Source organism: Phytohabitans aurantiacus (genome assembly GCF_027923225.1).
Lineage (GTDB): Bacteria > Actinomycetota > Actinomycetes > Mycobacteriales > Micromonosporaceae > Phytohabitans > Phytohabitans aurantiacus.
In genome coordinates, this window is record NZ_BSDI01000007.1 from 111,761 (window position 1) to 137,218 (window position 25,458).

The window sequence follows — 25,458 nt, forward strand, 5'->3', positions numbered from 1 at the left end:
TCACGCATTGGCCGCGTGCAGGCGGCGGATCAGGATCAGCAGGAACGGGGCGCCGAGCAGCGAGGTGATGATCCCGATCGGGATCTCCTGCGGGGCGAGCAGCACGCGGGCGATGACGTCGGCCCAGACCAGCAGGATCGCGCCGAGCAGCGCCGCGGCCGGCACCACGCGCACGTGCGGCGCGCCGACGATCCGCCGGGCGAGGTGCGGCACGACGAGCCCGACGAAGCCGATGCTGCCGGCGGCCGACACCAGCACGCCGACGCAGAGCGAGACCACCACGAGCAGCCGCATCCGGTACCGATCGGGCGACACGCCCAGCGTGTGGGCGGTCTCGTCGCCGACCGCCAGGACGTCCAGCCGCCGGCCGGTGACGGTCAGGTAGCAGATGGTGCCGCCGATCACGACCGCGGCCACGGCCAGCAGGGCGTCCCAGCGGGCCAGGCCCAGCGACCCGAGCAGCCAGAACATCACCGACCGCGAGCCCTCGGCGGACCCGGAGGCGAAGATGAGGAAGCTGGTGGCCGCGTAGAGCGCGTATCCGACGGCCACGCCCGCCAGCAGCAACCGGATCGAGGTGACCCGGCCGCCGCTGCGGGCGATCAGGAACACCAGCAGCGACGCGGCGAGCGCACCCACGAACGCGCTGGTCGACAGCGCGTACTGCCCGAAGCCGGCGCCCGCCCCGAACAGGATGGCCGCGGCGGCGCCGCTGGACGCTCCGGAGTTGATGCCCAGCAGGTACGGGTCGGCAAGCACGTTGCGCACCATCGCCTGCAACGCCACGCCACAGGTGGCCAGCCCGGCACCGACGAGCATGCCGAGCAGCACCCGCGGCAGCCGCACCTGCCAGACGATCGCCTCCTGCGGCGGCGTCCAGCTCACCTCTCCCACGCCGAACAGCTGGTGACCGAGGATCCGCGCCACGGTCAGCGGGCTGATCGCGATCGCCCCCGTGCCGACCGCGAACACCCCCGTCATGGCCAGCCCGACGGTCAGGGCCAGCAACCACGACACGGTGCGCCGCCGCTGCGCGCCGACGCCGAGCACGTCGTGGTCCTGGCTCGCCGGCAGGGCGCTGCCCAACGTCGAAACCCCAATCACCGCTCTTGAGTACTTGCCAAAGTTAGGCAATAACCTAACAGCAAGATCAAAGCTGGTGAAGGGTGGTGAACGCCACTCGGGCCCGCTAGCGGACCAAGATCTCCCGGGTGTAGTAGTTCGAGCGGCCACTGCCGTCGACGAACTCCGTGAAGATGGCCAGCGGCAGGATGCCCAGGTTGAGGCGGCCCTGGAGGTAGACCCGCATGAAGCCGTGGTCGTACACCGCCAGGAACGCCGGGCCGCCGCCGGTCGCCGAGATGTCGGCGTAGTGCGTGTCAGCCGGATCCACAGTGGAGCGGGCGCCGCCGGTCACGCTGATGTCGGCGTACACCTCCGCCGGCACCTCGCCCCACTCGATCGGCCCGTCCGGGCCCGCCCCGCGCACCGCCACATACAGGTCGCCGTCCCGCACCGAGCAGGTCACCTCGCTGATCCCGCGCGAGGTCACGTCGGTGTTGTGCCAGTGCCCGACCATCGGCTCCGGGGTCACCGGGGATCGCAGCATCGACAGCAGCTCGTCGCCCCGGGTGTACGCGAGATCGGTCATGACATCTCACCCCGCCGGTGCATGTACTCGCGGGAGAAGTAGCCGCGGCGGCCACTCCCGTCGGTGAATCGGGTGTACGCCGCGCACACGGTGATGAGGTGCATGACGTTGAACTGGAGTTGCACCTCCGCGTGCCCCAGGTCGAAGAAGACGCGGTAGGCGCAGGCACGGTTGGAGCGCGGCCCGTCGGTGTAGATGGCCTCCGCTGGCGCCTCACCCCAGTCGATCAGGTGGTCGGCCTCCGGGTCGCGGCACCACACGTGTGTCCACACTCGACCGTCGCGCTCGCCGACAGCCAGGCGACGGACCCCGAACGTGTGCCGGTTGGCGTTGCGCCACTCGCCGAGGATCCCACTCAGTTCAACGGTCATTGGTATCCCGCCATTCGATCGACGTCGATGCCATCCTAGGGTGTGCGAGGCGCGCCGCCGAGCGTCGTAAACCCCCCGGGGGGTGCGCCGCCGTCACGACCTTCCCGCGAGGTCGTGCGGTCCCCGGCGGTACCAGATCACCGGCTCGGCGCCGGGATCGCCGGCCTGCCACAGCGGCCCGCCGAAGACCAGTACGTGGTCGGCGACGGCGATCGTGTCCCGCACCGCGCACACCGCGCCGGTGACCGCCCCGGGCAGGAGCGGCACACCGTGCGTCCACCGGTGCGGCACGCCCGCGAAACGCGCGGCCGGCTCGCCGGAAGCGAACGCGCGGGCCAGGCGCCGCTGAGCCGTCGACAGTACGCAGATCCCGAACCGTCCGGACCGCTCGACCGCGGCCAGGGTACGGCTGCGCGCGGCGAGCGAGACGAGCAGCAGCGGCGGGTCCGCCGACACCGACGCGAGCGCGGTGACGGTGCAGCCGAGCGGCCGCGCACCGTCCGCGCCGGTCACCACCGCCACTCCCGTGGGCCAACCGGCCATCAGGTCGCGGAACCGGTCGGCCGGCGGCGCCTGCACCGGCATCTCAGGGCTTGAAGAACGAGGCGTCATGGTCCCGTCCCAGCGCGGCCCGGCCGATGGTGGCGATGAGGTGGTCGTCGTTGTCGTGGCGCACGTAGAAGGTCAGGTCGCGCAGGATCCGCTCGACTGGGCTGGGTCGCACGAGCGAGCGCGCCCCGCAGGCCCGGACGCAGTGGTCCACGGTGGACAGCGCGAGATGCTCGACCACGTGCCGGGCCCGGCTGCCGGCGACCCGGGCCTCGGCGGTGCGACCGCTGTCCCACAGCCGCGCCACGTGCGCCAGCCACAGCCGGGCCGTGTCGAGGTCGACCGCCATGCCACCGACCCGCTGCTGCACGTACGGGTCGCCACCCTTGTCCTGCTTCTCCAGGTACCGGATCGCGTAGTCGTACGCACCCTCGGCCGCACCGAGAAAGCTCGCGGCGTAGTGCGGGATGAACGCCGACTGCCAGCCCTGCCGCACGTAGTCGCCCGGCGCGCCGAGCTGCCAGGCCGCCGGCACCGGCGTCCGGTCGAAGTGGACGACGTGGCTGGCGGTGGCCCGCATGCCAACCGGGTCCCACCACGACGTGTCCACAGTGACCGATGGATGCCGCAGGTCGCAGCCGAGCAGCAGCACGCTCTCCGGCGCGTCCGCGTGCCGCGCGCCGCCCGGCCCGGCGAGGCTCACCAGCAGGACCGCCCAGTCCGCGCCGGTCGCGCTGGTCGCGAACGCCTTGGTGCCGTCGACGGTCCAGCCGTCCGCGGTACGGGTCACCGTGGTGCCGAAGCGGCGGACCTCGCCGGGCTTGGGGGCCTGCGGCTCGCCGCTCCAGGCGACCCACTTCTCGCCCCGGCGCACCACGCCGTCGAACCACCGCTGGCGCTGCGGGCCCGTCGCGAACGCGTCGACGAGTACCAGCGCGTTCGCGTGCCCCTCCCAGCAGCGGGCCAGCGACAGGTCGACCCGGGCCAGTTCCCGGGTCATCTCCCACAACGTGTGGGTGTCGTGGCGCAGCGGGCCCAGGCCGAGCCCGCCGCTCTGCGCCGGCACGGTCGGGGCGAGCAGCCCGGCGGTGAAAAGGTCGTCCAGGTCGGCGGCGGGAAACTCCGCCTCGCGGTCGTACCCGGCGGCCCGGGCGGCGAACCGGTCGCGGGCCAGGTCGGCGACGCGCCGTACGGCGGCGGCACCGGTCACGCGTGTCTCGAAGTCGACGCTCATCGTCCCTCAGCTCGATAGAAGTGTTCGCGGACGTAGCAGGGGTACCGGTGGCCGCCGTCCCCGAAGGTGCTCGCCGTCTCGATGGTCAGCAGGCGCCGGTCGAGGTACCCGACCATCTCCACGCGGCCGGCGGCGAGCTCGAAGAAGGCGGTGAACGCGATCGCGACCGCGCTGCGCATGTCGCCGGCGTACGCGCTGCCGACCGTCTCGTGCCAGTCGTGGCGGCGCGGCGCCCACACGCCGTACGGGCGCACGGCGAGATAGCCGTCGCGCTCCCGGATCCGCACCCGGGCCAGCCGGGTGGCCGCCGCGTCCACGTTGCGCCACAGCCCGTCCAGGGCGCTGGGATCGAGCTGCCACGGCCCGAGCGGCGCCGAGGTGGGCCTCGGGTCGCCGTACCGCCCGGCCGGCTCGACCGCCATGGGAGCGGCCGGGCCGTCACGGTGGAAGAACTCCCGTGTCCAGTACGGTGCCGGCCAGCCCGGGCCGCTGAACGCCTGGTACGTGGTGACGACCAGCAGCCCGCCGCGGGTGTACGCCGCCAGCCGCAGGCCGCGCAGCTCGGTGTCGTGCACCGCGGTGAACGCCCACGCGGCGGGCAGGTTCGGCGTGGCCGCGTACGCCCGCGCCTCGATCTCGCCCCAGTCGTAGGGCTGGCGCCGCCCCGCGCCGAGTACCCGAAGGCGCAGATCGCCGCCGCCGTCGGACAGCACCAAGCGCCGCACGCCCCCGGCGGCGGGGTCGGTGTTGCGCCAGCCGCCCAGCAGCGCGGCGTGATCCAGCACCGAGTGTCCGTTATGGAGAGTCGAGACCCGCATGGGTCACCACCTCTCGGATCGTCGGCTCCGGCGGCATCGGCCGGCCGGTCATCAGCCGAAACTGGTGGGCCGCCTCGACGGCCATCACGCGCCGGCCGTCGACCGTGCGCAGCCCGCGACCGCGGGCCTCCGCCACGAGCGCGCTCACCCCGGAAGGCGGGCACACCAGGTCGACCACGGCGGCACCGGCGCTGAGCCCTTCCACCGGAAACGGGAGTCTGGTGTGGACGGACGTGGCGTGCACCACGACGCACGGCCCGGTCGGACGGAACGCGTCGAGCGGTGTGAACGGGAGCCCGAGCAGGTCGGCGGCGAGGCGGCCACGGGTCTCCCTGCGGTTGACCATCGTCACGTCGGCCCCCACGTAGCGCAGCGCCACCGCGGCCGCCCGGCCCGCCCCACCGCAGCCAACGACCGCGGCCGGACGGCCGGCGAGCGGCACACCGACCCAACGCAGCGCCGCCGCGACGGCGGACGAGTCGGTGGTGGCCGCCCGCCAGCGCCCGCCCCGCCGGGTGAGGGCGTTCGCCGCGCCGGCCGCCCGGGCAACCGGGCTGACCACGTCGGCGACGTGCAACGCCACCTCCTTCAGCGGGCCGCTGACGGTCAGGCCGCGCAGCGGCATGCCGAGCGCGCGCAGCCCATCCGGTACGGCGGGCCAGAATCCGGTCAGGAAGTCGCCGATCCCGGTCAGGTGGAACGGCAGGTACAGGGCGGGGATGCCGCGTTCCCGGTACGCGTGGTTGTGCAGGCCCAGGAAGCTGGACGCCAGTGCCACCGGGCCGGCCAGGCCGTACAGGTCACGCAACGGCGGCAGGGCCGCGAACGGGTAATCGGCGCAGATCCGCGCCACGTCGAGGGCGCCGGTGCTTCGGGACCGGTCGAGCGGGCCGGCGACGGCGGGCGCCCCCAGCCACGGGGCGAGCAGGCGGCTCCAGACGCCGAGGGCGCCCGTACCGTACGCGGTCACGTCCGCGCGGCCGAGCCCGGCCAGCAGCCGCAGCGGCACCAGCGCGTCCGCGGCCGACGCCGCCCGCGGCGCCAGCAGGTACCCGGCCGCCGGTACGGCCGCCATCGCGGCGAACCGCTCCCGCAGCTCCGTCAGCGCGGCGGACGGGCCGTGCCACGAGACGCGCCGCCGCGCCGCGGGTACCGCTGCGAGTACCTCCGGCCGCAGGTCGTGGTCCGCCTCCAGGTCGACGGTGTCGTACCCGAGCGCGGCCCACGCGAGCCGCGCCCGGCGTACCTCTGGCGGGTCGGCGCACCGGCCGCCGTGTGCGCGGCTGCGCAGCGTGTACTGGAGGCGGCCGGCGAAGGCCAGGCGCAGCGGTGCCGGATCGAGGTCGCCCACCAGGTCGGCGCGGATCTCCAAGCGCGTCACGCCAGCGGGCACTGTGGACAGATCCACCGGCCAGCTCGTCACGGTCGCGGTCACGTCCGTCACGGTCACCTCGGTCATGGCCGCACCGCCCCGGGGGTTTTCGCACCCTGGACAGGATGCCCGTGGCGGCGCACACTTCCGGGGCTGTGGGAGAGAACTGGCACCAGTTCGCCGCGGTGGCCACCGCACGCCACTGCAAGCGCGCCTTTCTGGACCGGCCGGTGCCGCGCGAGGTGCTCGAACGGATTCTCACGGTCGCCGCGCACGCGCCCTCCACCCGCAACATCCAGCCCTGGCGGGTCGCCGTGGTGACCGGTGCGGCCCGCGAGGCGCTCGGCCGGCGGCTGCGCGCCGAGTTCGACCGCGGCGTGCCGCCGCATCCCGACTACGCCAACCTTCCGGCGGGGCTCGACGAGGCGACCCGGGACCGAGCAGCCGCGTTCGGCGCCGGCCTGCTCGGCGCGATGGGCATCGCCCGGGACGACGCGGCCGGTCGCCGCACGCACCTGCGGGCCAACCTCGACTTTCACGGCGCGCCGGCGACCCTGGTCTTCCACCTGCCGGCCGACGCGGCACCCGGCACGTTTCTGGAGCTGGGCTTCTTCCTGCAGAGCACCATGCTCGGGCTGGTCGCCTGCGGCCTGGGCGGCTGTCCACAGTACAGCGTCGCCGGTTACCCGGACGTGCTGCGCGACGCGCTGGGCCTCGCCGGCCGGCTGATCGTGTGCGGCCTCGCCACGGGCTACCCGGACCCGGCCGCGAGCGTCAACGCGTACGTGCCCGAGCGGGCCGCGCTGCCGGAGTACGTAACCTGGCATGATCAGCCACCCACCTGCTGAAGGTGTGGCAGGCGCTCGCGCAGCCGCGTGCGCACCTGCTCGCGCAACGCCTGGGCGGTGCGCAGATAGGCCGACGCGGGATCCGGCGCGCCGGACGGGTCGGCGATGTCCCGCGCCGGATCCAGGCAGAAGGTGCGACCCCGCGCCTCGGGCGCGATCTGCTCGACGGCCGTGCGCTGCGCCTGGGTCATGCAGAACACCGCGTCGGCTTCGCGGCACATCTGGCGGGTGAGCAGCCGGGTGCGGTGCCGCCGCGGCGGTACCCCGATCCGCCGGAGCGCGGCGACGGCGGGCGCGGCCATCGGCTCGCCAGCCACCCGCGGCGCCAGCCCGGCGCTCCGCGGGCTCCAGGTGCCGTCGCCGTCGGCGCGGGCGATCGCCTCGGCCATCGCGGACCTGCCGGTGTTGCCGCCGCAGACGAAGACCACCCGGTGCCGCCGCGCCCACGCCCACCGCCGGGCGGCGGCCGCGCGCAGCGCCGGATAGCTGAGCGCCAGCACCGCCAGGCCGATGAGCGCGGTGCCGGCGAGTTGGCCCGCCCCGGGTGTGGCGATGCCGGTCAGCCACGCGAGACCGTAGGACGCGACCAGGCCCGAGAGCAGGCTGGCGCAGCGGTTCGCCGGCACGCACCACGTGTACTCGCGGGGGTCGAGGTAGATGAGCGTGCCGTAGACGAACAGCGCCTCGTAGAGCAGGCCGACCCCGAACGCCGGGACCGCGGCCGGCGTCAGCAGGAACGAGGTGAACCCCTCGCGCAGCGCGCCGAGGACGGGGCCGGCGCCGATCGCGGCCAGTACCGCGAGCAGCCCCACCTGCCACAGCACGGCCGCGATCTGCTCCTCCACCAGATACCGGCGGTCGATCGCCGGGTCGCCGGTCTTCGCGACCCGGCTCATGATCTGGAACCGTCCGATGTAGCCGGACAGGTAGACGCCGAGGCTCGCCACGGCGGCCAGGGTCAGCTGGTAGCTGTCCACATCGGCCAGTGCGACGGCGACCGCGAGGAGGCTGAGGCCGAGGGCCGCCCACGAGTACACCAGGACCGGCCGGCGCCGGGCGGCGTCGACGACCGGCGACAGGACGAGCACGCCGCCGCGCATCATCAGCAGCATGAACAGGATGGAGACCCCGGCGAACGTGTAGTTCAGCGTCGTGGTCGCGATGATCAGGGCCATGAAGAGGCCGGCGGTCACGGCGGCCGGTGCGGGCCAGAGCACCTCCCGCCCGGCCACCCGGCGGCGCCCGGCGTACCGCCACCAGCCGGAGACGCTCAGGAAGGCCAGCGAACCGGCGAGCGTGCCGAGGGCGGCCGCCGGTAACAGCACCAGGCCGCCGACCCGGGCGTCCATGCCGGGCAGCAACCCGCTGGACAGCGCCTTGGTGAGCGCCGCATAGGGCGTGTACCAGACGAAGTATCCGATCGCCAGGCCGAGCATACCGACGCCGACCATGCTTCTGCGGGTCGTCACCACGACCGTTCTCCCTCACGCTTAATTGGCGCCACATTTCGGGTCAGAACCCGGCCTATCACGGCCCCTAAATGGCTGCAACTCGGGAACGGAATATTTCCGTGGAGGGCCACAGAAATGAACTTTGTCAACAACCCCCGGGGGGTTCTGTACATGGCACATCCCCTGGGGGATTGGCAGCGAATAGCGACCGCCCCTACGCTTCGGCCGCCTCATTTCCTCTTAGTTGGAGGTGATCTATGCACGCAAATGTTGGAGGCGGCCACGGGGGGCGGTGGCTGCGACCGCTGCTGCTCGCGGCGGCGTCGGCCCTCGCGCTGGCCGGCACCAGCCAGGCGGCGCTGGCCGTCCTGGACCGGGACGCCCGGCCGGCCGTGGCCGCACACGCCAGGTCGGGTGACGGCATCGCGGCGACCGTGACCCACGCCGCCGAGGTCGGCCGCCCGCACGAGCACGACCAGGGCAACAGCGGTGGTGGGCAGGGCTTCCGGATGCCGTTGTCGATGATGCCGGGCATGCCGCCCGAGGGTCAGGTGCGGATGTCGGTGGCCCTCACGCTGGCCAACACCGCCGCCGTCGGCCGGCCGATCGACCCACCGGGCGAGTTCACGCTCACCGACGACCGCACCGGCCAGAGCTGGCCGGCGATCGCCGACACGTTCGGCGGCCTGCCTCGACTCGGGCCGGCGACCGTGGTGAACGGAACGCTCTTCTTCGACCTGCCACCCGTCCCGTCCAGCGCCCAACTGGTCGTCGACTGGAAGCGGGACGGACGGTCATACCGGCTCGCCGTGCCACGTGAGTCCGGATTCACCGAGCATTCACACGAGTCGTAGTCGAACTTATTCCGAAAGCTGGGAAATCGATGCGAACCACACCAGATCAACTGCGGCGAAGAGCCGCACTGGGGGTCGCTCTCGCCACGGCACTGATGCTGTGGCAGCACCTCCTCGACACACTTCGACATGGGCACCTGACGACACCGCTACAGCACGCCCAAGCTGCATTTTTGGATGTACTCATCGCTATTCCGGCCGCCGTCGCGGCAATCTGGCTCGCCGACCTCGCGGTGCGCCACACGCGGGCGGACGGGCGGACTTCGGCGGCGCACGCGGCCGCCGTCTCGCTGTTCTGCGTACCGCTGATGGTGCCGCTCGGCCAGCTCCAGCCGATCGTGCACGGCCTCTTCGTCGACGCCGCCGCGGGGCACCACGCCTCGGCCGGCGGCGGGACGCTGGCCGGCGCCATCTGGTACGCGATCGGCGCCCAGCCGGTGGCCTTCGCGGTCGCCCTCCTCACCGGCGAGCGGCTGGGCCGGCGACCGGTGCGTCGGCGCCGGTGGGCCCGGCGCGTCAGCCGCGCCGTCGTGCTCGCCAGCGCGTCCCTGCTCGTGGTCGGCATGATCCCGCAATCCGCCAGCGCGGCGGCCGCCGCCGCGCCCAGAACGGTGCCCGACCGGGTCGCCGCGGCCGCCGCCGTGGGCGAGTGCGGGTCGGTGCCCCGCCGCCAGTACGACGTCTCCGCCATCAACCTCGACATCACCGTCAACCGGCACGGCGACCACGACCCGTTCGGCTTCATGTACGTCCTCAACGCCCGCGAGGCGGACGTACGCGCGCAGGAAGCCGCGCTCCGGGCCGCGGCCCGCGCTCCCGACGGCGCCACCACCGGCGCCAAGGTCTCCATTGGACTCGCCCAGGATCCGATCCAACCGCTCGTGCTGCGGGCCCGGGTCGGCGACTGCGTCGTCATCAACCTCACCAACAAGCTCACGCAGCCGCCCAAGGGCGGTCCCGGCTTCCAGACCACACCGATCGTCACCCAGCCCGGCGGCGTGCCCTCGGTCTCCGTCGACATGCAGGGCGTCGCGTACTCCGCCGCCGCGGGCGAGGGCGGGGACCTGGTCGGCAACAACCCGGCCAGCGTCATGGTGCCGCCCGGCGCCACCCGCACCTACCGGTTCTACCTCGACCCGCTGCTCGGCGAGGGCGCCCGCGTCTTCCGCAGCGGCGGCAACTCCGTGCAGACGACCGCGCACGGCCTCTTCGGCGCGCTCGTCGCCGAACCGGCCGGCTCCACCTGGTCGGACCCGCGCACCGGACAGGACCGCACGTCCGACGTGAGCTGGAACAGCTGGGAGGCGATGGTCCGGCCGCCGAACGAGCCCGCGTTCCGCGAGTTCACCCTCATGTACCACGAGATCGGCGACGAGAACTTCAACCTGCGCCGGCCCCCGCGGGAGGGCGCGCCGCAGCCGGCGACGCCGGACCCGGGTGACGGCGAGGGCGCGCCGCTGCCGATGATCGACGAGACCGGCCAGGCCACCGGCGGCGCCAACACCAAGGCGTACCGGCCGGGCAGCCGCGGGCTCAACTACCGCAGCGAGCCGTTCATGCGACGGCTCAACTCGCTGGCCGCGGCGGGCAAGACCGACGCGCAGATGCTGGCCAACGAGTCGCTCGCGTACGGCTCCTACATGTTCGGCGACTCGCCCACCCCGATGCCGCGCTCCTATCTGGGCGAGCCGACGAAGACCCGGCTGGTGCATCCGGGCTTCGAGCAGTTGCACGTACACCACCTGCACGGCGGTGCCACGCGCTGGCGGCAGAACCCGGACGCCGACAACACCGACATGGCGGGCGGGCTGCGCAAGGTTCCGGTCCAGAACGCCAGCTCCATCCGGCTCGACTCGCAGACGATCGGCCCGGAGGAGACCTACAACCTCGAGCACGAGTGCGGTGCCGGCGGCTGCCAGCAGGCCGCGGGCGACTTCCTCTTCCACTGCCACATCGCGCACCACTACATCGCCGGCATGTGGAGCTTCTGGCGGGTCTTCGACACCCGGCAGGCGGACCTGGCGACCCTGCCAGGACGCGCCCAGGCGCCGGCGGCGGTGGACTCGGCCGGGCTGCTCGGCCGGCAGATCGGCGGGCGCACCGTCGTGCTGCGTGCCAATGTCACCAACGCCTCCACCCAGGTCGCGCTGGAGGATCTCGTCGAGTCCCAGATCCCGCCGCAGGGGGTCCGGGTCGACGACGAGGACGCCACGGTCTGGAACTGGACCAAGGAGGGCACCGCGACCGCGCCGGTCTACAAGGGAGAGCCGGAGGACACCCGCGTCTGGGCCAACTTCTCCTCGACCGCGCCGGGCGTGCGGCCGGCGATCCAGTTCAACCCGACCAACGGGCGGCCGGCCTGGCCGATGCTGCGGCCGCACTTCGCGCAACGACCACCCTTCTCACCGAATGGCCACAGCGGCGCGCCGTGGCTCGGCGAGAACGGCTCCGCGCAGCGGCCGGACGGGCTGTGTCCCTCGGGGGCGCCGCTAAAGACGTACAACGTCACGGCGGTCAGCCTGCCGGTGCGGCAGACCGTGCGCGAGACCGACGCCGGCGGGCGGCTCTTCGTGCTCAACGAGGACAAGCAGGCGCTCCTGAACGGCACCCGGCCACCCGATCCGCTCACCATCCGGTCCAATGTGGGCGACTGCGTGGCGGTCACCTTCTCCAGCGAGCTGAACCCGGCCGGCCAGGAGAAGGTCAACATGCACACGCACTTCGTCCAGTTCGACCCGCAGGCCTCGGACGGCGTCATCAGCGGCTTCTCGTACGAGCAGTCCATCTACTCGGACGCGCGCGAGGACCGCACCGCCACCGCGGCGACCGCCGCCGGCGCCACGACGATCGACGTGACCAACGTGGACCGGCTGCGCCCGGGCATCTCCATCGGCGTCGGCGTGGGCCGGCCCAACATCGAGATCCGGCGCATCACCGGGATCAGCGGCAACACGCTCACCTTCGATCGCGCGCTCACCAACGCGCACGCCGTGGGTGACCCGGTGACCGTGGAGTTCGTCCAGTACCGGTGGTACTCCGATGTGGACTCCGGGACGGTGTTCTGGCACGACCACGTCGACGGCATCCAGTCGTGGGCGCACGGCCTGTTCGGCGCGCACATCATCGAGCCGGCCGGCTCGACGTACCACGACCCGCGCACCGGCGCCCAGGTGCGCAGCGGCACCATCGTGGACATCCGCACCAGCCGCTCCGTCGGCGTCGGCACGGGCGGATCGTTCCGCGAGTTCATGCTCTTCCTCGGCAACGGCCGACAAGGCAGACCGGAGCTCGACAATCCCGCCTTCTTCGGCATCCTCGGCCAGAACCGGAACTTCGGCCAGGAGTGCGAGGAGGGATGGATCAACCTCCGGGCCGCACCGATCGGCGAGCGGGTGCCTCCCGGCAGTACGCCCGCCGATCCCGCCACCACCGACCAGCGGCAGGAGTTCAGCGGGGCGGTGTGCCGAAGTACGACGAGTAACCAGAACGTGCCGGACGGCTCCAACACGGTGAACGCCACCGTGGCCACAGTGGACCCGTACGCGTTCTCCTCGGTGAAGTACGGCGATCCGGGCACGCCGTTGCTGCGCGCGTACGTCGGTGACCCCGTCGTGATCCGCACGATCGGGCTCAACGAGCGCGGTGAGGCCCTGAGGATGCAGGGACACCGCTTCCGGGTGGAGCGGTTCAACGCCGCCGGCGAACTGACCGACACCGCCACGACCGGCATCTCCGAACGGTTCGACTACATACTGGACGGCGGCGCCGGCGGGCCGGGACAGATGCCGGGCGACTACCTGTACCACAGCGCCCGCAACTTCGCCTTCGAGACCGGGGCGTGGGGCATCTTCCGGGTGCACGACCGGCGCAGCGCCGACCTGGCACCGCTGCCGGACCGCGCCGCGCCACCGACCGGCACCGGCTTCCCGCTGCTGTCGGCGGCCACCGGCAACACGCAACAGGCGCCGGGACCGAACCCGCCGCCGGCCACCCAGTCCGGCGTGGTCTCGTCCACCCGCGACCCGTGCCCCGCCGGCGTGCCGCAGCGGGCGTACGACGTCTCCCTCATCAACGTCACGCTGCCGACCGCGCCGGTCATCGACACGGAAGGAGTGATCTATGCCCTCACCTCCGACGTGGCGGGCATCAGGAGCGGGCAGAAACCCGTCGAACCACTGGTGCTGCGCGTCAACCGGGGCGACTGCCTGCAGGTGACGCTGCGCAACCAGGTCGACGCCGACTCGCGGTACGGTGGCCGGCGCGCGGGCTTCGACCTGAGCAAGCTGCCGTTCAACCCGCAGACGTCCGGTGGCGGCGCGGTCGGGCTCAACCCGGACACGACCGTGGCGATCGGCGGCAGCGTCACGTACCGCGCGTTCGCCGACCGGGACACCGGCACGTCCATCTTCCGCAACCTCGGCAGCGAGGTGTCGCAGCGGCACGGCGCGTACGGCCTGCTGATCGTCGAACCGACCGGCTCGACCTGGTTCAACAGCGCCAACAACGCGCCACTCGGTGCCACGGCGACCAGTACGCAGGCGATCATCCGCGGGCCGGGCACCCAGCGGTTCCGGGAGTTCGCACTCACCCTCTCCACCACCGACCAGCACTACTCGCGCAGCATCGTGCCGTATCAGGACGTGGTGGCCGGCACGGGCGTCAACAGCACCTTCACGGCCGGCAACCCGCCGGTCGCGGACAAGGGATTCACCCACGTCAGCTACCACAGCGAACCCATCACCGTGCGGCTGGGCCTGACCAGCTCGCCGCCGAACCCGTCACCCAACTACGGCACCGCGTTCAGCTCGGCGGTCCACGGCGACCCGGCCACGCCGGTGTTCCGTGCCTACGCCGGCGATCCCGTGGTCTACCGGCTCGGGATCGGTGCCTCCGACCAGCTCCACAACTTCACCATCGCCGGCCACATGTTCCCGAAGGAACCGAACATGTGGAACGGCACCACCGACCGGCGCTCCGCGCTGCTCAGCTCCCGCACGGTCACGGCGGGCGAGACGATCGACGCCGAAATCGTCGGCGGTGCCGGCGGCCCGCCAGCCAACACCGGTGACTACATGTACCGCGACGGCCGCCAGCCGTTCACGGAAGCCGGGATGTGGGGCATCTTCCGGGTGGTACCCAGCGGAACCACCCTCGGCGACCTGGCTCGCCTGTAACGCCGGGACGGGTGTGGGGGCGCGACCTCCACACCCGTCCTCCCTTGTCCACCATGTCTGTCCCCTTTGGAGGAACCGTGACAAGCGTCGAGAAACTCTGGAAGTTCTACCTGTGCGACGAGGAGCTGAGCCTGTTCGACATCTGGGAGGGTGGTGCGGCCAACGGCGACTCGGTGACGCCGTCGACGTACAGCGCGCGATACCGGGCCTGGATGATCGACTTTCTGCGCGGCGTGCTGGACCGCACCAGCCCGTCGACGTTGCTCAGCATCGGCTGCGGCAACGCCTCGGTCGAGGCCGAGGTGGCCCGCGCCGGCTACCCGGTGCTCGCCGTCGACATCCTGGACCGCGCCGTGCGCATCGCCCGCCGCAAGGGGCTCACGGCCGAGGTCGCCGACATCAGCTCGTGGTCACCCGAGGAGGGTCGCTGGGGCGTCGTGTACGCCGACGGCCTGCTCGCCCACCTGTACGACCCGGAGGACGGGCTGGTATCGATCCTCAAGCACCTGCACGGTTGGCTGGTACCGGGCCCCGGCGTTCTCGTCGTGTCCAACGACAGCGCCCGCGAGGGACGCGACGCGCAGCCCGCCCCCGGTGTGCCCGCGCACTGGCTGTCCGCCGGGTACCTGCTCGACCAGTGCCGCGAGGCGGGCTTCACCGACGTCTCCTACACCACGTTCACCTACACCCGCCCCCTCTCCGGCCCCCGGGACCGGGTGGTGGTGACCGCCCGCACCGGCGACGCCTGAGCCCTCAGGCGACGGGGATGTCAGCGGTGACCGTGTACTGGTCCACTTCGGACGTACGCACCGTGACGCGCAGGCCCCAGGCGCCCGCCGACGGGATCGTGACCGCCCGGGCCGTGTACCGGCCCGGGGCGGCACGCTCCAGCGGCACCGGCATGGGCGCGCCGAACGCGTCGTTGACGAGGCGCGCGGCGACCTCCGGCACGTCCCGGGGCAACCCGTCCGCGCTCCGCACGTTGAGCACCAACTCGTTGGGGCCCGACCGGGCGGGGGCAAGCCACACCTGCACGTCGCCCCCGCCGGGCAGCGGCACCACCGCCGAGTACGGCCCGCTCGCCGCCGGCTCCCTGTGCGCGTGCCCGGCCGGCGAGGTCGACACCAGCGCCGCGGTCAGCGCGAGCACGGCGGCGGCGATCACCACCTCCAGCCGGACCGAGCGGCGCAGGAGCGCGACCGCCTCCTCGTCCTGCCGCCGTTCCGCGGCGCGGCGCTTGCGCTCGACCCGTTCCAGGCGCGCCCCGGTCACCGCCGCCGTGGCCCGCTTGGCCGGCGCGGCCACGGTGCCCGCGGCGGCGTACCCGACCGGACGCACGTACCGGTAGCGAACCAGTGCGCGGGAGCCGGCACCGAGACAGATCAGCAGGCCGAACGCGGCCAGCTTCCAGGCCAGCAGCCGCGGATAGCCGGACGGCCCAGACAGGTCCGCGCCGCGCAGTTCGCGCCACGCCTGGAAGGCGCCGGTGACGACCAGCGCCGCCACCGCCGCGGACGCGATCCAGGAGAACCGGGGCAGCACGGCGAGCGCCGTCCGGACCGGTACGCCGCCACGAGCCGGGAGCACGCGGGCGAACAGCAGCGCCAGGCCGCCCAGCCACACCGCCATCGCGAGGACGTGCACCGCGTCGGCGGCCAGTGCGAGCATGGCGCCCGCGCCGACCCGGGCGTGCCCGGCCGCCGCCCAGGTGAGCGGCAGCGCCAGTCCGATCCCGGCAGCCCCCGCCACGAGCATCCGGCCGCCCCGGGTGGACAGTCGGGCCAGTAGGAAGCCGCCGGCGGCAAGCAGGGCCAGGCGGGCCAGGCAGAGCCGCCCGTAGTCGGAGTCCACAGTGGCCCGCAGCAGGGCCGGATCGAGCACGCCGGCGAGGCTCTTCCCGGCCGCGTACGGGCCCTGCAGCACCAGGACCGCGGCCGCCGCGCCCAGACTCGCCCACCAGCCGGCCCATACCAGGCGGCGGGCGCGCCGGTCCGACCAGCCGGCCGGCCAGCACAGCACCAGGAACGCCGCGCCACCCAGCAGCAGCGCCAGCGCCGCGTACCCGAACCCCCGGAAGGTCCAGAAGGCCACCCGTACTCCGGAATCGACGGCCTGGACCGGCGTCGACGCCGGCGCCGCACCCACCGCCTCGCCCACCGTGAAGGTCAGCGACCCCGCCACCGGGTGGGAGTCCGCGGATACCACCCGCCACGCCACGACGTACAGCCCGTCGGGCAGGCCCGACGGCACCGCCAGGCGGACCCGCTCCGGCTGGCCGGGCACCGGCTCGGCCGCCGCGCCGCCGCGCACCGCGCTGCCGGTGGCGTCGAGCAGCCGCGTCGCGTCCCGCACCGGCGCGACCGGCTCGCTGAAGCGCAGCACCACCTCGGCGGGCGCGCGCGCCAGCACGGCACCGGACGCGGGGGTGGTGCCCAGCAGTTCGGCGTGGGCGGCCGCCGGGGCGGCGGGCAGCAGCACCCAGCACAGCGCCGCGGTGACCGCGACGAAACCCGACCGGCTCATGCCGAGCCTCCTCTACGTCAGCAACGCCCGCGCGTCGAGGAGGGCGTCGGTGGGTTGGAGCAGACCCAGCGTGTACGCCTTGGCGAGCGCCGCGGCCCGGTTGTGCACGCCGAGCTTGCTGAACAGGTGGCCCTGTGCGTTCTCCACCGTCTTCATCGCGATACCGAGCGCGCGTGCGGTCTGCCGCACGGTCTGGTTGCGCCCGATCAGGCGCAGGATGTCGTGCTCCCGGGCGGTCAGTCGCGGCGTCATCGGCGGCAGGTCGGCCGACCAGTTCCACATGGAGTCGATGAACAGCCCCGAAGAGGCCGGATCCATCACCAGGTAGCCGCCGGCAGCGAGGTGCATCGCCGGCATCAGGCGGGACTCGACGTGGTCGGCGTGCACCAGCGCCAGTACGCCGTTGGCCAGCGCCTCCCCCATGGCGCGGCGGTCGACGCGGCCGTCGTGCACCATGACGGCGGACCAGCCGAGCGTCGCGCCGACCCGCCACTGCTCGGCTGTCGGGTCGACCAGGACGCGCACCACCGGGCCACGGTGCGAGCGGTTCCAGTGCACCTGCGTCGTCGCTTGTGGACAGTGCTCGCGTACGACCCCGATCCCGTGCCTGATCAGAATCGTGACCGCCCGGTCGAGCACCGCGCTGGCGTGGCCGACCACGAGGGCGAGCGTCGCGTGGTCGCCCTCTGCCCGCGGCTCACTCCCGGGCCGGCCGGTCCGGGCCGCCGGCGTACTGTCGATGAGGCCGAGCGAGGCAGCCCGCGCCACAGCGTGCGCCGCGCTGGTCGCGCTCAGCTTCGCGTACAGGCGTCGCTTGTGGTTCTCCACGGTGCCCGGGCTGATCGCGAGCATCTCGGCGATCTCGGTGACCTGATGGCCCGACGCGACCAGCAGCAGGATCTCCCGCTGGCGGCCGGTGAGCCCGACGCCCTTGCCGGTCACCTCGACGCCGGTGGCGAGCCCGCGCAGGACGGTCACCAGGCCGCCGAGCCCGTGGGCGTACGGCACGACCGCCACCACGCCCGACTCTCGCACGCCGGCGAACTCCTCAGTGGACAGCCGCTCGTACGCCAGTACCAGCCGGGTCGCCGGCTGCCGGGCGTGCAGCACCTGGATCGTCGGCGTGCTCGCGCCCGGGCGCCGGCCACCATCGATGAGGACGATGTGTGGCCGTTCGAGTTCGACGAGAGGGATCAGATGATGGCCGTCGACGACCCGTCCGACGACGGTGAAGTCGGGCAGGCCGCCCAGATAGGCGGCCAACGCGTCGCGCCGAAGCTGATCACTGGAGCACACGGCGATCCGGCTCGTACCCTGCCCGCTTCCCCTGCCCATGTGGGCCCCCAACCGGGAACATGAAATTGCGCGTGTACAACGGCGGCAGGGCCAGTACCCAAGGCGGCGGAATTGAAACGTCTTTTCCTACCCCCCAAGGTGTATCAGTCGGCCTGCGGCACCGTCGGGTCGGGGGCCCACGGGTGACTCAGAACGGGATGTGTGGCTCACCGGCGAGGCACTCGCCACCCCATCGGTGTGAGCTGCCCCGGTCGGCGGCGATCCAGGGCGCGGTGCCGCTGTCCATGTCCAGCCACTGTCCACGATGGATACAGAGGGTCACGCCACCGGACTGGTTGATGTCCTGGTAGACGCGTACGTGGTCGCAACCGGCGCACGGTACGCCGTTGTTGGCCCACGACCGGTCGTCGTCCGCGATGGTCCCGTCCGCGAGCGAGCCCATGCCGTTGTGCCAGTCGCTGTCGTTGTCGATGTCCTGCCACTTCGGCGTGCCGTATCCCTCCAGGAACCACACGCAGAAGTAGCCGCTGGGGCAGGACGGGTCTACGGCCAGGGCGCCAGCGTCGGCCGGCTTCGCCGACGCCGGCTGGGCCAGGACCACCATGAGCGCGCCGGCCATCAGCAGCACCGCCGCGAGGGCTCGGAAGCCTTTGTGAAGCATGTGTGCGTCTCCTTCTCTCTACCGCTCGGCGTTTACGATCTCCAGCGCCACATTGAGCGCGTGGACGGAAAGCTTCTGGTACTCGGCGATCACCTCCCGGTGGTTGGCGTATGTCCGTTCGGCGTGGGCCCGCTGGAGTTCCCGCGCCGTGCGGACCGTCGCGGTTCGCGCCGCGCACTCCGCCTCGGCCACCGCCGCCCGCACCTCGGCGTCGCTGGGCGTACCGGTCGTCGCCGGTGCCACCAGCGTGCGAAGCTGGGCCGGGTCGGCGGCGGCGTAGCCACGCGCGGCCATGCACCCGCTCCAGGCGCGCAGTGCGGTCCGGTAACCCGGATCGGCGGTCACCTGTCGCGTGTACTCGGACGGCAGGCGGTCGACCATGGCACGCGCCCGGACCCAGTCGGCGAGGTCGCCGTACAGGCGTCGCTGCGCCTGCGCCGTGCACCCCTGACCGCTCTGGTGCAGGGCCTTGCCGTCGGGCAGCCGCACCGTGACCGGATCGCGGCGGTCGCCGTCCAGCGCCGCGAGGTACGCGTCTCGCCGCTGCGCGGGCAGCTCCGTGACGTAGGTGTGGTTCGGGTCCTTGGCGCGCGCCGCCGCCACGGCCCGCAGCGCGTACGCGACACCGAAACCGTGCGCCGCCGCCCACGCCGGATCGTCGTTTCCGTACGGGAACTCGGGCGGCTGCGGCGCCTCCTCGGCGACCTCGAAGTACTCGAAACCCTGCCGGCGCATGCACTCCGCGATCAGCCGCGTCTGCGCCTGGCTGATCTGCTTGCGTTCCGCCCCGGTGAGCGCGCGGCCGCCGTCCGGCGGAGCGTCGCCGGACCCGCCGCAGCCGGTGCCCATGAGCATCAGCGCCGCCGCGAGGACGGCCACTCGTACTTTAAGCACCCACCGATCGTCGGCCCGGCTCGGCGGCGAGTGGTGAGTCTTTCGGCTGGCGCCGAACAACCCCGCGCTCAGTCGTGCCGGGCGCCGTCCAGAAGCACCGCCCCAGCTCGGCTGAGGCTGTGCAGCACGGTGTTGCCCAACCGCCGGGTCGTGATCAGCCCCGCGTCGCGCAGGATCGAGGCGTGCTCGCTGGCCGAGGGCGCGGAGATGTGCACCTGCTTGGCGATACCGGTGGTGGTGACGGGACCGCGCCCGACGGTGTCGAGTACCGCCGCGCGGGTGCCGCCGAGCAGTGCCGCCAGTGCCCGTTCGCCGCGCGCGCCGGGCCGGTCCGGGTGCGCCAGCCACTCCAGGTCGTGCTCGATCGGATACACCAGTACCGGTGGCAGCGCCGCGTCGATGAGCGTGACCGGGTTGCGCCAGCAGAAGAACGAGGGCACCAGCAGCAGTCCACGACCGTCGAGATGGATGTCGCGATCCACCGGGTACCGGCTGACCAGCGTCGGCGGCCGCCACGACAGCGGCGGCGGGAGGCCGGCCAGTACCCGTTCTGGCCCGCCCAGGCGAGCGTCGCGCAACCGGAGCGCGCGGTCGGCGTCCAGCCTGCGGTCGATGTGGTCCTGGTACGGCGCCACCGCCGCCTGGTGCCAGGCCCGCAGCGCGCCCGCCACCACCGCCAACAGCCGAGGCTCGCCGTCGGCGAGCAGGCTGGTCCAGGCCGGCAGCCGGTGATGGGCGGCGAGCTGGTGCAGATCCTGGCGGATCAGCCGCAGCGGGGTGGCTCGTACGGCCTCCAACCCCGCTTCCAGGCCGAGCGTGCTCGCCGCCGGGGTCAGCAGATCGGCGGACGGCCCGCGCGGCGGCGACAGCGGCAGCAGGACCGCCTCGACCGACCGGCAGGTGCGGGACCGCACCTGCCGCCGCCAGCCGCCGAACACGAGCCGCCCGTCACCGCTGTGCGACAGCTGCAGGCTCAACAGTGTCTCCCACAGCGGGTCCGAAGTGGACACGACGTGGGTGCGGGACAGGTCTTCCGGCAAGAAATGGATTCGTAGCATCCGCCGGCCGATGCGCTACGTCAGAGCGGACGGGTCGCCGCCGGTGTCGATGCCCGGCGTCCAGGCGCGGTCCATTGTCATCCCCCGTGGATTCATGAAATCAAGTATTTCGCGCCCGGCGCGGCATCGCCACGGAGCTATCCAAAAATCGACACAAGTACACCGATTCGCGCCTTTCCGCGTCCGGGGCGGCGGCCTTCGGTGTGACGCGGCAACGCCCCGCCGCCCATTTGAGAGGATGCGAGCGTGGAACTGGAGGATCTGCGACTCGCGGTCTACCGCTCGTTCGCCAGTACCGGGCGCCCGCCACCCGCCGACGCCCTGGATGTCGCGAAGGCCGGCGCCGGGTTGGCCGAACTCGCCCGCGCCCGCCATCTCGTACTCGACGGGTCCGGCCAGATCCTCATGGCCCACCCGTTCTCCGCCGTGCCGCTCGGCTTCGCCGTGATGGGCCGCCAGACGCTGTGGTGGGGCGGCTGCGCCTGGGACTCGTTCGCGCTCCCGCACCTGCTCCCGGACGAGGGCGAGGTGCTCGTGTCCACCAGATGCCCCGCCTGCTCCCGCCCACACGCCTGGAACGTCGGCACCGACCAGCCGCCGCAGGGCGATCAGGTCGCGCACTTCCTGGTGCCCACAGCGCACATGTGGGACGACGTCGTGCACACCTGCCGGCACCAGCGCCTGTTCTGCTCCGAAGACTGCGTCGACGCCTGGTGCCGGAAGACCGGATCCACGCGCGGCTACGTCATGGACCTTCGCACCCTGTGGCGGTTCGCCTCCCACTGGTACGACGGGCGCATGGAGCGCGGCTACGTCAGGCGCGAGCCGGACGCCGCCAAGGAGTACCTGCGAAGCGCGGGCCTGTCCGGGCCGTTCTGGGGCCTGTGACTCGCGACTCAGGTGAGTGGCAGTGTGGTGGCGACGGGCCAGGCGACCACCAGGGCGCCGGCTGGGACGGTTTGCCACCACGGCGTCCCGGCCAGCCGGGCAACGCCCGCCACCAGCAGGTAGATGGCGAACAGGGCTCCGATCAACGGCGTGACGAGCGCGAGGAAGCCGGGGGCCAGGCCGGCGACGGCGGCGACCGGCAACGGCAGGCAGACCGCTCCCAGGACCGCGACGGTCCACGGTGGATCGGCGAGCGCGAGCGCAGAGCGGAGCAGAAGCGCGATAGCGAGGGCAAGCAGCGCGATCAGCCACCAACGCGGCCCGTGCGGCAGCGTCGAGGTTAGTCCAAGGTGTACCGGTACCACTACCGCCGCGGTGACGGCGACCGCCAGCGCTAGCCACGAAAGTCCGCGGCGCCGTTCGGCGGCACGACCGTCCACAGTGGCCATCAACGCTACAGCCCCGAGTGTGGCGCCGGTGAACGCGAAGTACCCGATGAGGTAGCCGCAGAGCGCGGAAGGCAGCGAACGGGCCAGCAGCCACCCGCCGGCGAGCCCGGCCAGCGGGGCGACCATCGCCGCGCCGGCCAGCCACGCCAGCGGTACACGATGAATCCGGACCGGGTGAGAGCCGGCGGTCGCCGGCGTTGCCCGTCGTGACGACCAGGCCAGCGCGGCGACCAGGAGCAGCAGCGCCCCGACCATGCTCAGGCCGCCCGCCGCGACCCGCTGCTTCGCGGCGATCACTCTCCGCTCGGGATCGTGGTTGAGGGCTTGGTCGAGCCAGCGCGCGGCCTCGTGGTGGGTGCGGTCGGCATACAGCACGCCGACGTGCTCGACGAGCGGCACCCGGGCCGCGGGAGCGACCGCCTTACGCGTCCGCCTCGGAGGCAGCCCAGCGCGTCGCGTAGAACCCGTGGACCGCGCCGGCCACGACGCCGGCGACCAGCCAGTAGACCGCTCCGAACGACCCGTGCCGCCCGTCCCATCCGGAGAGCCACACGATCGCCAGCGTCACCAGGCTGACGGGCCACCACACGATGAGCAGCCACAGCATCGGCGGCATGAGGAAGGCGCCCTTGCCAAGCCCTTCGAAGGCGAACCCCAACACCATCGCCCCCGCCTCGGTCTTGGCCAGGGCTCCCAGTATCGCGACGCCGAACGCCACGAAGAGTCCCGAGACCAGTTTCTGGGAAGCGTTGGGAAAGTGTTCCTGGAAACGCTCGGCGACCGGGTGGATGAGGACGAGGGCGAACGGCGCGAACAGGATCGTCAAAAGCACGACCCACAAGGCTCCCGCGCCGATGAACCACGCGATCCGCCCCAGCGCGGCGCCGAGCCCTCGCAGGGCACCGCGCTCGTGCTCGAAGGCGACGGCGATGACTCCCACCACGATGGGGTAGGCGACGAGCACGTTGACGGCCCAGTGGTCGTACCCGCCTTCGGGGAGCGTCCACGCCGCCACGCCACCGACCGCCGCGCCGAGGGCGCCACATCCGAGCTGCGCCAGCTGGGACCGGTCAAGATCCATCCTTAGGACTCCCTACGCCGACGCCCGTGTGACGATACGGCAGCCGCCGTTGGCGGTTGACCCTCTCCCAGGGGGAGGGGAAGGCGATCCACCTCAGGAGAGCAATGATCATTGAGAACGTGGCGTTTCCCGGCGGTCTGCACTGCGAGACCACCGCGCTCGGTGCCCTGCTACGCCACGAGGGCATGGACCTGTCGGAGCCGATGCTGTTCGGTCTCGGCGAAGGCTTGGGCTTCGTCTACTGGGACGCCAAGTACATGGATTTCCCGTTCATCGGCGGCCGCACCAAGCCGGCCACGATCACCCGCACCGTGGCCGACCGGCTGAGCCTGACGCTGCACGTCGAGGAGACCGCCTCGCCCCGCAAGGCGTGGCAGAACGTGGCTACCGCCCTTGGCGCCGGACGCCCGGTCGGGCTGCAACTTGACTCGTACCACCTGGAGTACTTCACCACGAAGGTGCACTTCGGCGGCCACTTCGTCGCGATGTACGGCTTCGACGACAGCCACGCCTATCTGATCGACACCGACCAGCAGGGCGGCGCCGTGACCACCACGCTGAAGAGCCTGGAACTGGCCCGCGGCGAACGCGGACCGATGACCGCGCGCAATCTCTCGTACACCATCGCCAGCCCCGCCAGCCGCCCCGACCTGGGCGAGGCGATCCGGACGGCGATCCGCGCCAACGCGCACGCCTTCCTCAATCCGCCCATCGCCAACCTCGGCCATCGTGGCATCGCCAAGGCGGCCAAGCAGGTGACCACGTGGCTCACCCGCGCGGCCGACCCCTCCCACGATCTGCCGCTGGCCGCGACGCTGATGGAACGCGGCGGGACCGGCGGCGCCCTGTTTCGCGCCATGTACCGCGACTTCCTCGCCGAATGCACCGCGCTCGTCGACGACGCCAACCTGCGCCGCGGCCACGCGCTGTACGCCGAGATCGCCCCGTTGTGGACCGATGTCTCCCACCACATCACGACCGCTGGGGAGACCCGTGACCCAGCTCACCTGACCCGCGCCTCAGCCCTGCTCACCGCGCTCGCGGACCGGGAACGCCACGCCATGGAGGCCCTCGCCGGCATCTGACCACGTCACAGCTGACCGGGCTGTCTCGTCAAGTGGGAGAGGACGAGATCTGATCGGGAAGGTGATGGTCATGCGGGTTTTCGTGGCGGGCGGCAGCGGGGTTCTGGGGCGGCGACTGGTGCCGATGCTGGTGGCCCGGGGGCACCAGGTGACGGCCACGACGACGAACGCGGCCAAGCTGCCCATGCTGGCGCACTGGGGCGCGGACGGTGTGGTGATGGACGGTCTGGACGCGGCGGCGGTCGGTGACGCGGTGGCCCGGGCCCGGCCGGACGTGCTCGTGCATCAGATGACGGCGATCGCGGTGGGCCACGCCGGGAAGCCCGACATGAAGCACATGGACCGGTGGTTCGCCGGCACCAACCGGCTCCGGGCCGAGGGCACGGACCACCTGCTGGCCGCCGCGGAGGCGACGGGCGTATCCCATGTCATCGCGCAGAGCTACGGGGCCTGGAACGGCATCCGGACGGGCGGCTGGGTGAAGACCGAGCAGGACGGGTTGGACCCGATGACGGGAACGCCGGCGGAGCCCGGGATGGCCGCGATCGGCCATGTCGAGGACGCGGTGGTCAAGGCCGGCGGTGGGGTCCTTCGCTACGGCTGGTTCTACGGGCCGGAGGTCATCGAGGACCTCGCCGGGCCGGTACGCAAGCGGCAGTTCCCGATCGTCGGGAGCGGCGCCGGCCACTGTTCGTTCGTGCACCTGGACGACGCGGCCAACGCCACCGTGCTGGCGGTGGAGCAGAAGGCGAAGGGCGTGTTCAACATCGTCGACGACGAACCCGCCCCCGCCAACGAGTGGCTGACCTACCTGGCGACGCGCGTGGGCGCGAAGCGCCCCATGCGGGTTCCCGCCTGGCTCGCGCGGCCGCTGGCCGGGGAGGTGGCGGTGGTGTTGATGACCGAGGGACGCGGTTTCAGCAACGCCAAGGCCAAGCGAGAGCTGGGCTGGCGGCTGAGCTACCCGTCGTGGCGGCAGGGCTTCGCGAAGGAGCTGGCGTGACACGGGATTGACCGTCTCCCACGCCACCGTCTTCGTCGGAAGCACCGGCTCCAACATGGCTTGTTTCGCGCCGTCCGGATACCACGGCTCCCAGGACCAACCTGGGAGCCGTGCTCGTCGCGTGGGTGCCTCGAACCTATGTGACGGGTGTCGTGTGGTATGACGAACCAGCCCGCCCGAACTCATCGGGCGCGCGGC

At 72.4% G+C, this 25,458-nt stretch carries 22 protein-coding genes; 7 read left to right on the forward strand and 15 right to left on the reverse strand.

Annotated features, from left to right (window positions below):
• The 7 genes from QMG73_RS08225 to QMG73_RS08255 form a co-directional block, all read right to left on the reverse strand.
• Nucleotides 1–1,104, reverse strand: coding sequence for a FecCD family ABC transporter permease (locus QMG73_RS08225; RefSeq protein ID WP_281893526.1), 1,104 nt, complete (start codon nt 1,102–1,104; stop codon nt 1–3).
• An 85-nt stretch (nt 1,105–1,189) separates the two neighbouring features.
• Entirely contained in the window at nt 1,190–1,651 is a 462-nt protein-coding gene (locus QMG73_RS08230; RefSeq protein ID WP_281893527.1) for a hypothetical protein, read from the reverse strand.
• Nucleotides 1,648–2,022 (reverse strand): hypothetical protein, encoded by a 375-nt coding sequence (locus QMG73_RS08235; protein ID WP_281893529.1) that lies wholly within the window; start codon nt 2,020–2,022, stop codon nt 1,648–1,650. Before QMG73_RS08235 ends, QMG73_RS08230 begins: the two co-directional genes overlap by 4 nt.
• 93 nt (nt 2,023–2,115) lie before the next feature.
• Nucleotides 2,116–2,634, reverse strand: coding sequence for a flavin reductase family protein (locus QMG73_RS08240; RefSeq protein WP_281893530.1), 519 nt, complete (start codon nt 2,632–2,634; stop codon nt 2,116–2,118).
• The gene (locus QMG73_RS08245; protein WP_281893531.1) at nt 2,609–3,805 is read right to left on the reverse strand and encodes an acyl-CoA dehydrogenase family protein; all 1,197 of its coding nucleotides are present in this window, start codon (nt 3,803–3,805) and stop codon (nt 2,609–2,611) included. The genes QMG73_RS08240 and QMG73_RS08245 overlap by 26 nt, the downstream gene beginning before the upstream one ends.
• Nucleotides 3,802–4,623 (reverse strand): hypothetical protein, encoded by an 822-nt coding sequence (locus QMG73_RS08250; RefSeq protein WP_281893532.1) that lies wholly within the window; start codon nt 4,621–4,623, stop codon nt 3,802–3,804. Before QMG73_RS08250 ends, QMG73_RS08245 begins: the two co-directional genes overlap by 4 nt.
• A complete protein-coding gene (locus tag QMG73_RS08255) occupies nt 4,601–6,082 on the reverse strand; it encodes a type I 3-dehydroquinate dehydratase (RefSeq protein WP_281893533.1) in 1,482 nt (493 codons plus the stop codon). The genes QMG73_RS08250 and QMG73_RS08255 overlap by 23 nt, the downstream gene beginning before the upstream one ends.
• A gap of 68 nt (nt 6,083–6,150) precedes the next feature.
• On the opposite strand from QMG73_RS08255, the gene QMG73_RS08260 reads away from it, so the two are divergent.
• On the forward strand, nt 6,151–6,843 hold the full coding sequence (locus QMG73_RS08260; protein WP_281893534.1) for a nitroreductase: 693 nt from the start codon (nt 6,151–6,153) through the stop codon (nt 6,841–6,843).
• Here QMG73_RS08260 and QMG73_RS08265 read toward each other — a convergent pair.
• Nucleotides 6,825–8,312 carry an arsenate reductase/protein-tyrosine-phosphatase family protein gene (locus QMG73_RS08265; RefSeq protein WP_281893535.1) on the reverse strand — a complete coding sequence of 496 codons (1,488 nt, stop codon included), beginning with the start codon at nt 8,310–8,312 and terminating at the stop codon, nt 6,825–6,827. The two genes, QMG73_RS08260 and QMG73_RS08265, sit on opposite strands and share 19 nt — an antisense overlap.
• A gap of 239 nt (nt 8,313–8,551) precedes the next feature.
• Between QMG73_RS08265 and QMG73_RS08270 the strand changes: the two genes are divergently transcribed.
• The 3 genes from QMG73_RS08270 to QMG73_RS08280 all read left to right on the forward strand — a co-directional run bounded on the left by QMG73_RS08270 (nt 8,552) and on the right by QMG73_RS08280 (nt 15,071).
• Entirely contained in the window at nt 8,552–9,148 is a 597-nt protein-coding gene (locus QMG73_RS08270) for a hypothetical protein (protein WP_281893536.1), read from the forward strand.
• A 173-nt stretch (nt 9,149–9,321) separates the two neighbouring features.
• The gene (locus QMG73_RS08275) at nt 9,322–14,322 is read left to right on the forward strand and encodes a cupredoxin domain-containing protein (protein WP_281893537.1); all 5,001 of its coding nucleotides are present in this window, start codon (nt 9,322–9,324) and stop codon (nt 14,320–14,322) included.
• A gap of 77 nt (nt 14,323–14,399) precedes the next feature.
• The gene (locus tag QMG73_RS08280; RefSeq protein WP_281893538.1) at nt 14,400–15,071 is read left to right on the forward strand and encodes a class I SAM-dependent methyltransferase; all 672 of its coding nucleotides are present in this window, start codon (nt 14,400–14,402) and stop codon (nt 15,069–15,071) included.
• Between the two features lie 4 nt (nt 15,072–15,075).
• Here QMG73_RS08280 and QMG73_RS08285 read toward each other — a convergent pair whose 3' ends face one another.
• From QMG73_RS08285 to QMG73_RS08305, 5 genes are all read right to left on the reverse strand, one after another.
• The gene (locus QMG73_RS08285; protein ID WP_281893539.1) at nt 15,076–16,845 is read right to left on the reverse strand and encodes a copper resistance protein CopC; all 1,770 of its coding nucleotides are present in this window, start codon (nt 16,843–16,845) and stop codon (nt 15,076–15,078) included.
• Nucleotides 16,846–16,857: 12 nt separating this feature from the next.
• The gene (locus QMG73_RS08290; protein ID WP_281893540.1) at nt 16,858–18,180 is read right to left on the reverse strand and encodes a LuxR C-terminal-related transcriptional regulator; all 1,323 of its coding nucleotides are present in this window, start codon (nt 18,178–18,180) and stop codon (nt 16,858–16,860) included.
• A gap of 148 nt (nt 18,181–18,328) precedes the next feature.
• Complete coding sequence (locus QMG73_RS08295) at nt 18,329–18,802, reverse strand: peptidase inhibitor family I36 protein (protein ID WP_281893541.1); 474 nt, start codon at nt 18,800–18,802, stop codon at nt 18,329–18,331.
• Nucleotides 18,803–18,820: 18 nt separating this feature from the next.
• Nucleotides 18,821–19,696 (reverse strand): hypothetical protein, encoded by an 876-nt coding sequence (locus tag QMG73_RS08300; RefSeq protein ID WP_281893542.1) that lies wholly within the window; start codon nt 19,694–19,696, stop codon nt 18,821–18,823.
• Nucleotides 19,697–19,764: 68 nt separating this feature from the next.
• Complete coding sequence (locus QMG73_RS08305) at nt 19,765–20,754, reverse strand: ArsR/SmtB family transcription factor (RefSeq protein WP_281893543.1); 990 nt, start codon at nt 20,752–20,754, stop codon at nt 19,765–19,767.
• A 246-nt stretch (nt 20,755–21,000) separates the two neighbouring features.
• Here QMG73_RS08305 and merB point away from each other — a divergent pair, with 246 nt between their 5' ends.
• Nucleotides 21,001–21,642 carry an organomercurial lyase gene (merB, locus tag QMG73_RS08310; RefSeq protein ID WP_281893544.1) on the forward strand — a complete coding sequence of 214 codons (642 nt, stop codon included), beginning with the start codon at nt 21,001–21,003 and terminating at the stop codon, nt 21,640–21,642.
• Between the two features lie 8 nt (nt 21,643–21,650).
• Here merB and QMG73_RS08315 read toward each other — a convergent pair whose 3' ends face one another.
• Nucleotides 21,651–22,490 (reverse strand): hypothetical protein, encoded by an 840-nt coding sequence (locus QMG73_RS08315; RefSeq protein WP_281893545.1) that lies wholly within the window; start codon nt 22,488–22,490, stop codon nt 21,651–21,653.
• 22 nt (nt 22,491–22,512) lie between these two features.
• Nucleotides 22,513–23,172: a hypothetical protein gene (locus tag QMG73_RS08320; protein WP_281893546.1), complete on the reverse strand. Its 660-nt coding sequence runs from the start codon at nt 23,170–23,172 to the stop codon at nt 22,513–22,515.
• 104 nt (nt 23,173–23,276) lie between these two features.
• On the opposite strand from QMG73_RS08320, the gene QMG73_RS08325 reads away from it, so the two are divergent.
• Nucleotides 23,277–24,257: a BtrH N-terminal domain-containing protein gene (locus QMG73_RS08325; protein ID WP_281893548.1), complete on the forward strand. Its 981-nt coding sequence runs from the start codon at nt 23,277–23,279 to the stop codon at nt 24,255–24,257.
• A 70-nt stretch (nt 24,258–24,327) separates the two neighbouring features.
• Nucleotides 24,328–25,260, forward strand: a complete 933-nt coding sequence (locus tag QMG73_RS08330) for an NAD-dependent epimerase/dehydratase family protein (protein ID WP_281893549.1) — start codon at nt 24,328–24,330, stop codon at nt 25,258–25,260.
• Nucleotides 25,261–25,458 lie beyond the last annotated feature (198 nt).

Coding starts and splice junctions, on each gene's coding strand:
- QMG73_RS08330 (WP_281893549.1), top strand. CDS start 24,328: ATGCGGGTTTTCGTGGCGGGCGGCAGCGGGGTTCTGGGGCGGCGACTG.
- QMG73_RS08290 (WP_281893540.1), bottom strand. CDS start 18,180: ATGGGCAGGGGAAGCGGGCAGGGTACGAGCCGGATCGCCGTGTGCTCC.
- QMG73_RS08235 (WP_281893529.1), bottom strand. CDS start 2,022: ATGACCGTTGAACTGAGTGGGATCCTCGGCGAGTGGCGCAACGCCAAC.
- QMG73_RS08320 (WP_281893546.1), bottom strand. CDS start 23,172: ATGGATCTTGACCGGTCCCAGCTGGCGCAGCTCGGATGTGGCGCCCTC.
- QMG73_RS08255 (WP_281893533.1), bottom strand. CDS start 6,082: ATGACCGAGGTGACCGTGACGGACGTGACCGCGACCGTGACGAGCTGG.
- QMG73_RS08250 (WP_281893532.1), bottom strand. CDS start 4,623: ATGCGGGTCTCGACTCTCCATAACGGACACTCGGTGCTGGATCACGCC.
- QMG73_RS08295 (WP_281893541.1), bottom strand. CDS start 18,802: ATGCTTCACAAAGGCTTCCGAGCCCTCGCGGCGGTGCTGCTGATGGCC.
- QMG73_RS08245 (WP_281893531.1), bottom strand. CDS start 3,805: ATGAGCGTCGACTTCGAGACACGCGTGACCGGTGCCGCCGCCGTACGG.
- QMG73_RS08240 (WP_281893530.1), bottom strand. CDS start 2,634: ATGACGCCTCGTTCTTCAAGCCCTGAGATGCCGGTGCAGGCGCCGCCG.
- QMG73_RS08230 (WP_281893527.1), bottom strand. CDS start 1,651: ATGACCGATCTCGCGTACACCCGGGGCGACGAGCTGCTGTCGATGCTG.
- QMG73_RS08270 (WP_281893536.1), top strand. CDS start 8,552: ATGCACGCAAATGTTGGAGGCGGCCACGGGGGGCGGTGGCTGCGACCG.
- QMG73_RS08305 (WP_281893543.1), bottom strand. CDS start 20,754: ATGCTACGAATCCATTTCTTGCCGGAAGACCTGTCCCGCACCCACGTC.
- QMG73_RS08285 (WP_281893539.1), bottom strand. CDS start 16,845: ATGAGCCGGTCGGGTTTCGTCGCGGTCACCGCGGCGCTGTGCTGGGTG.
- QMG73_RS08325 (WP_281893548.1), top strand. CDS start 23,277: ATGATCATTGAGAACGTGGCGTTTCCCGGCGGTCTGCACTGCGAGACC.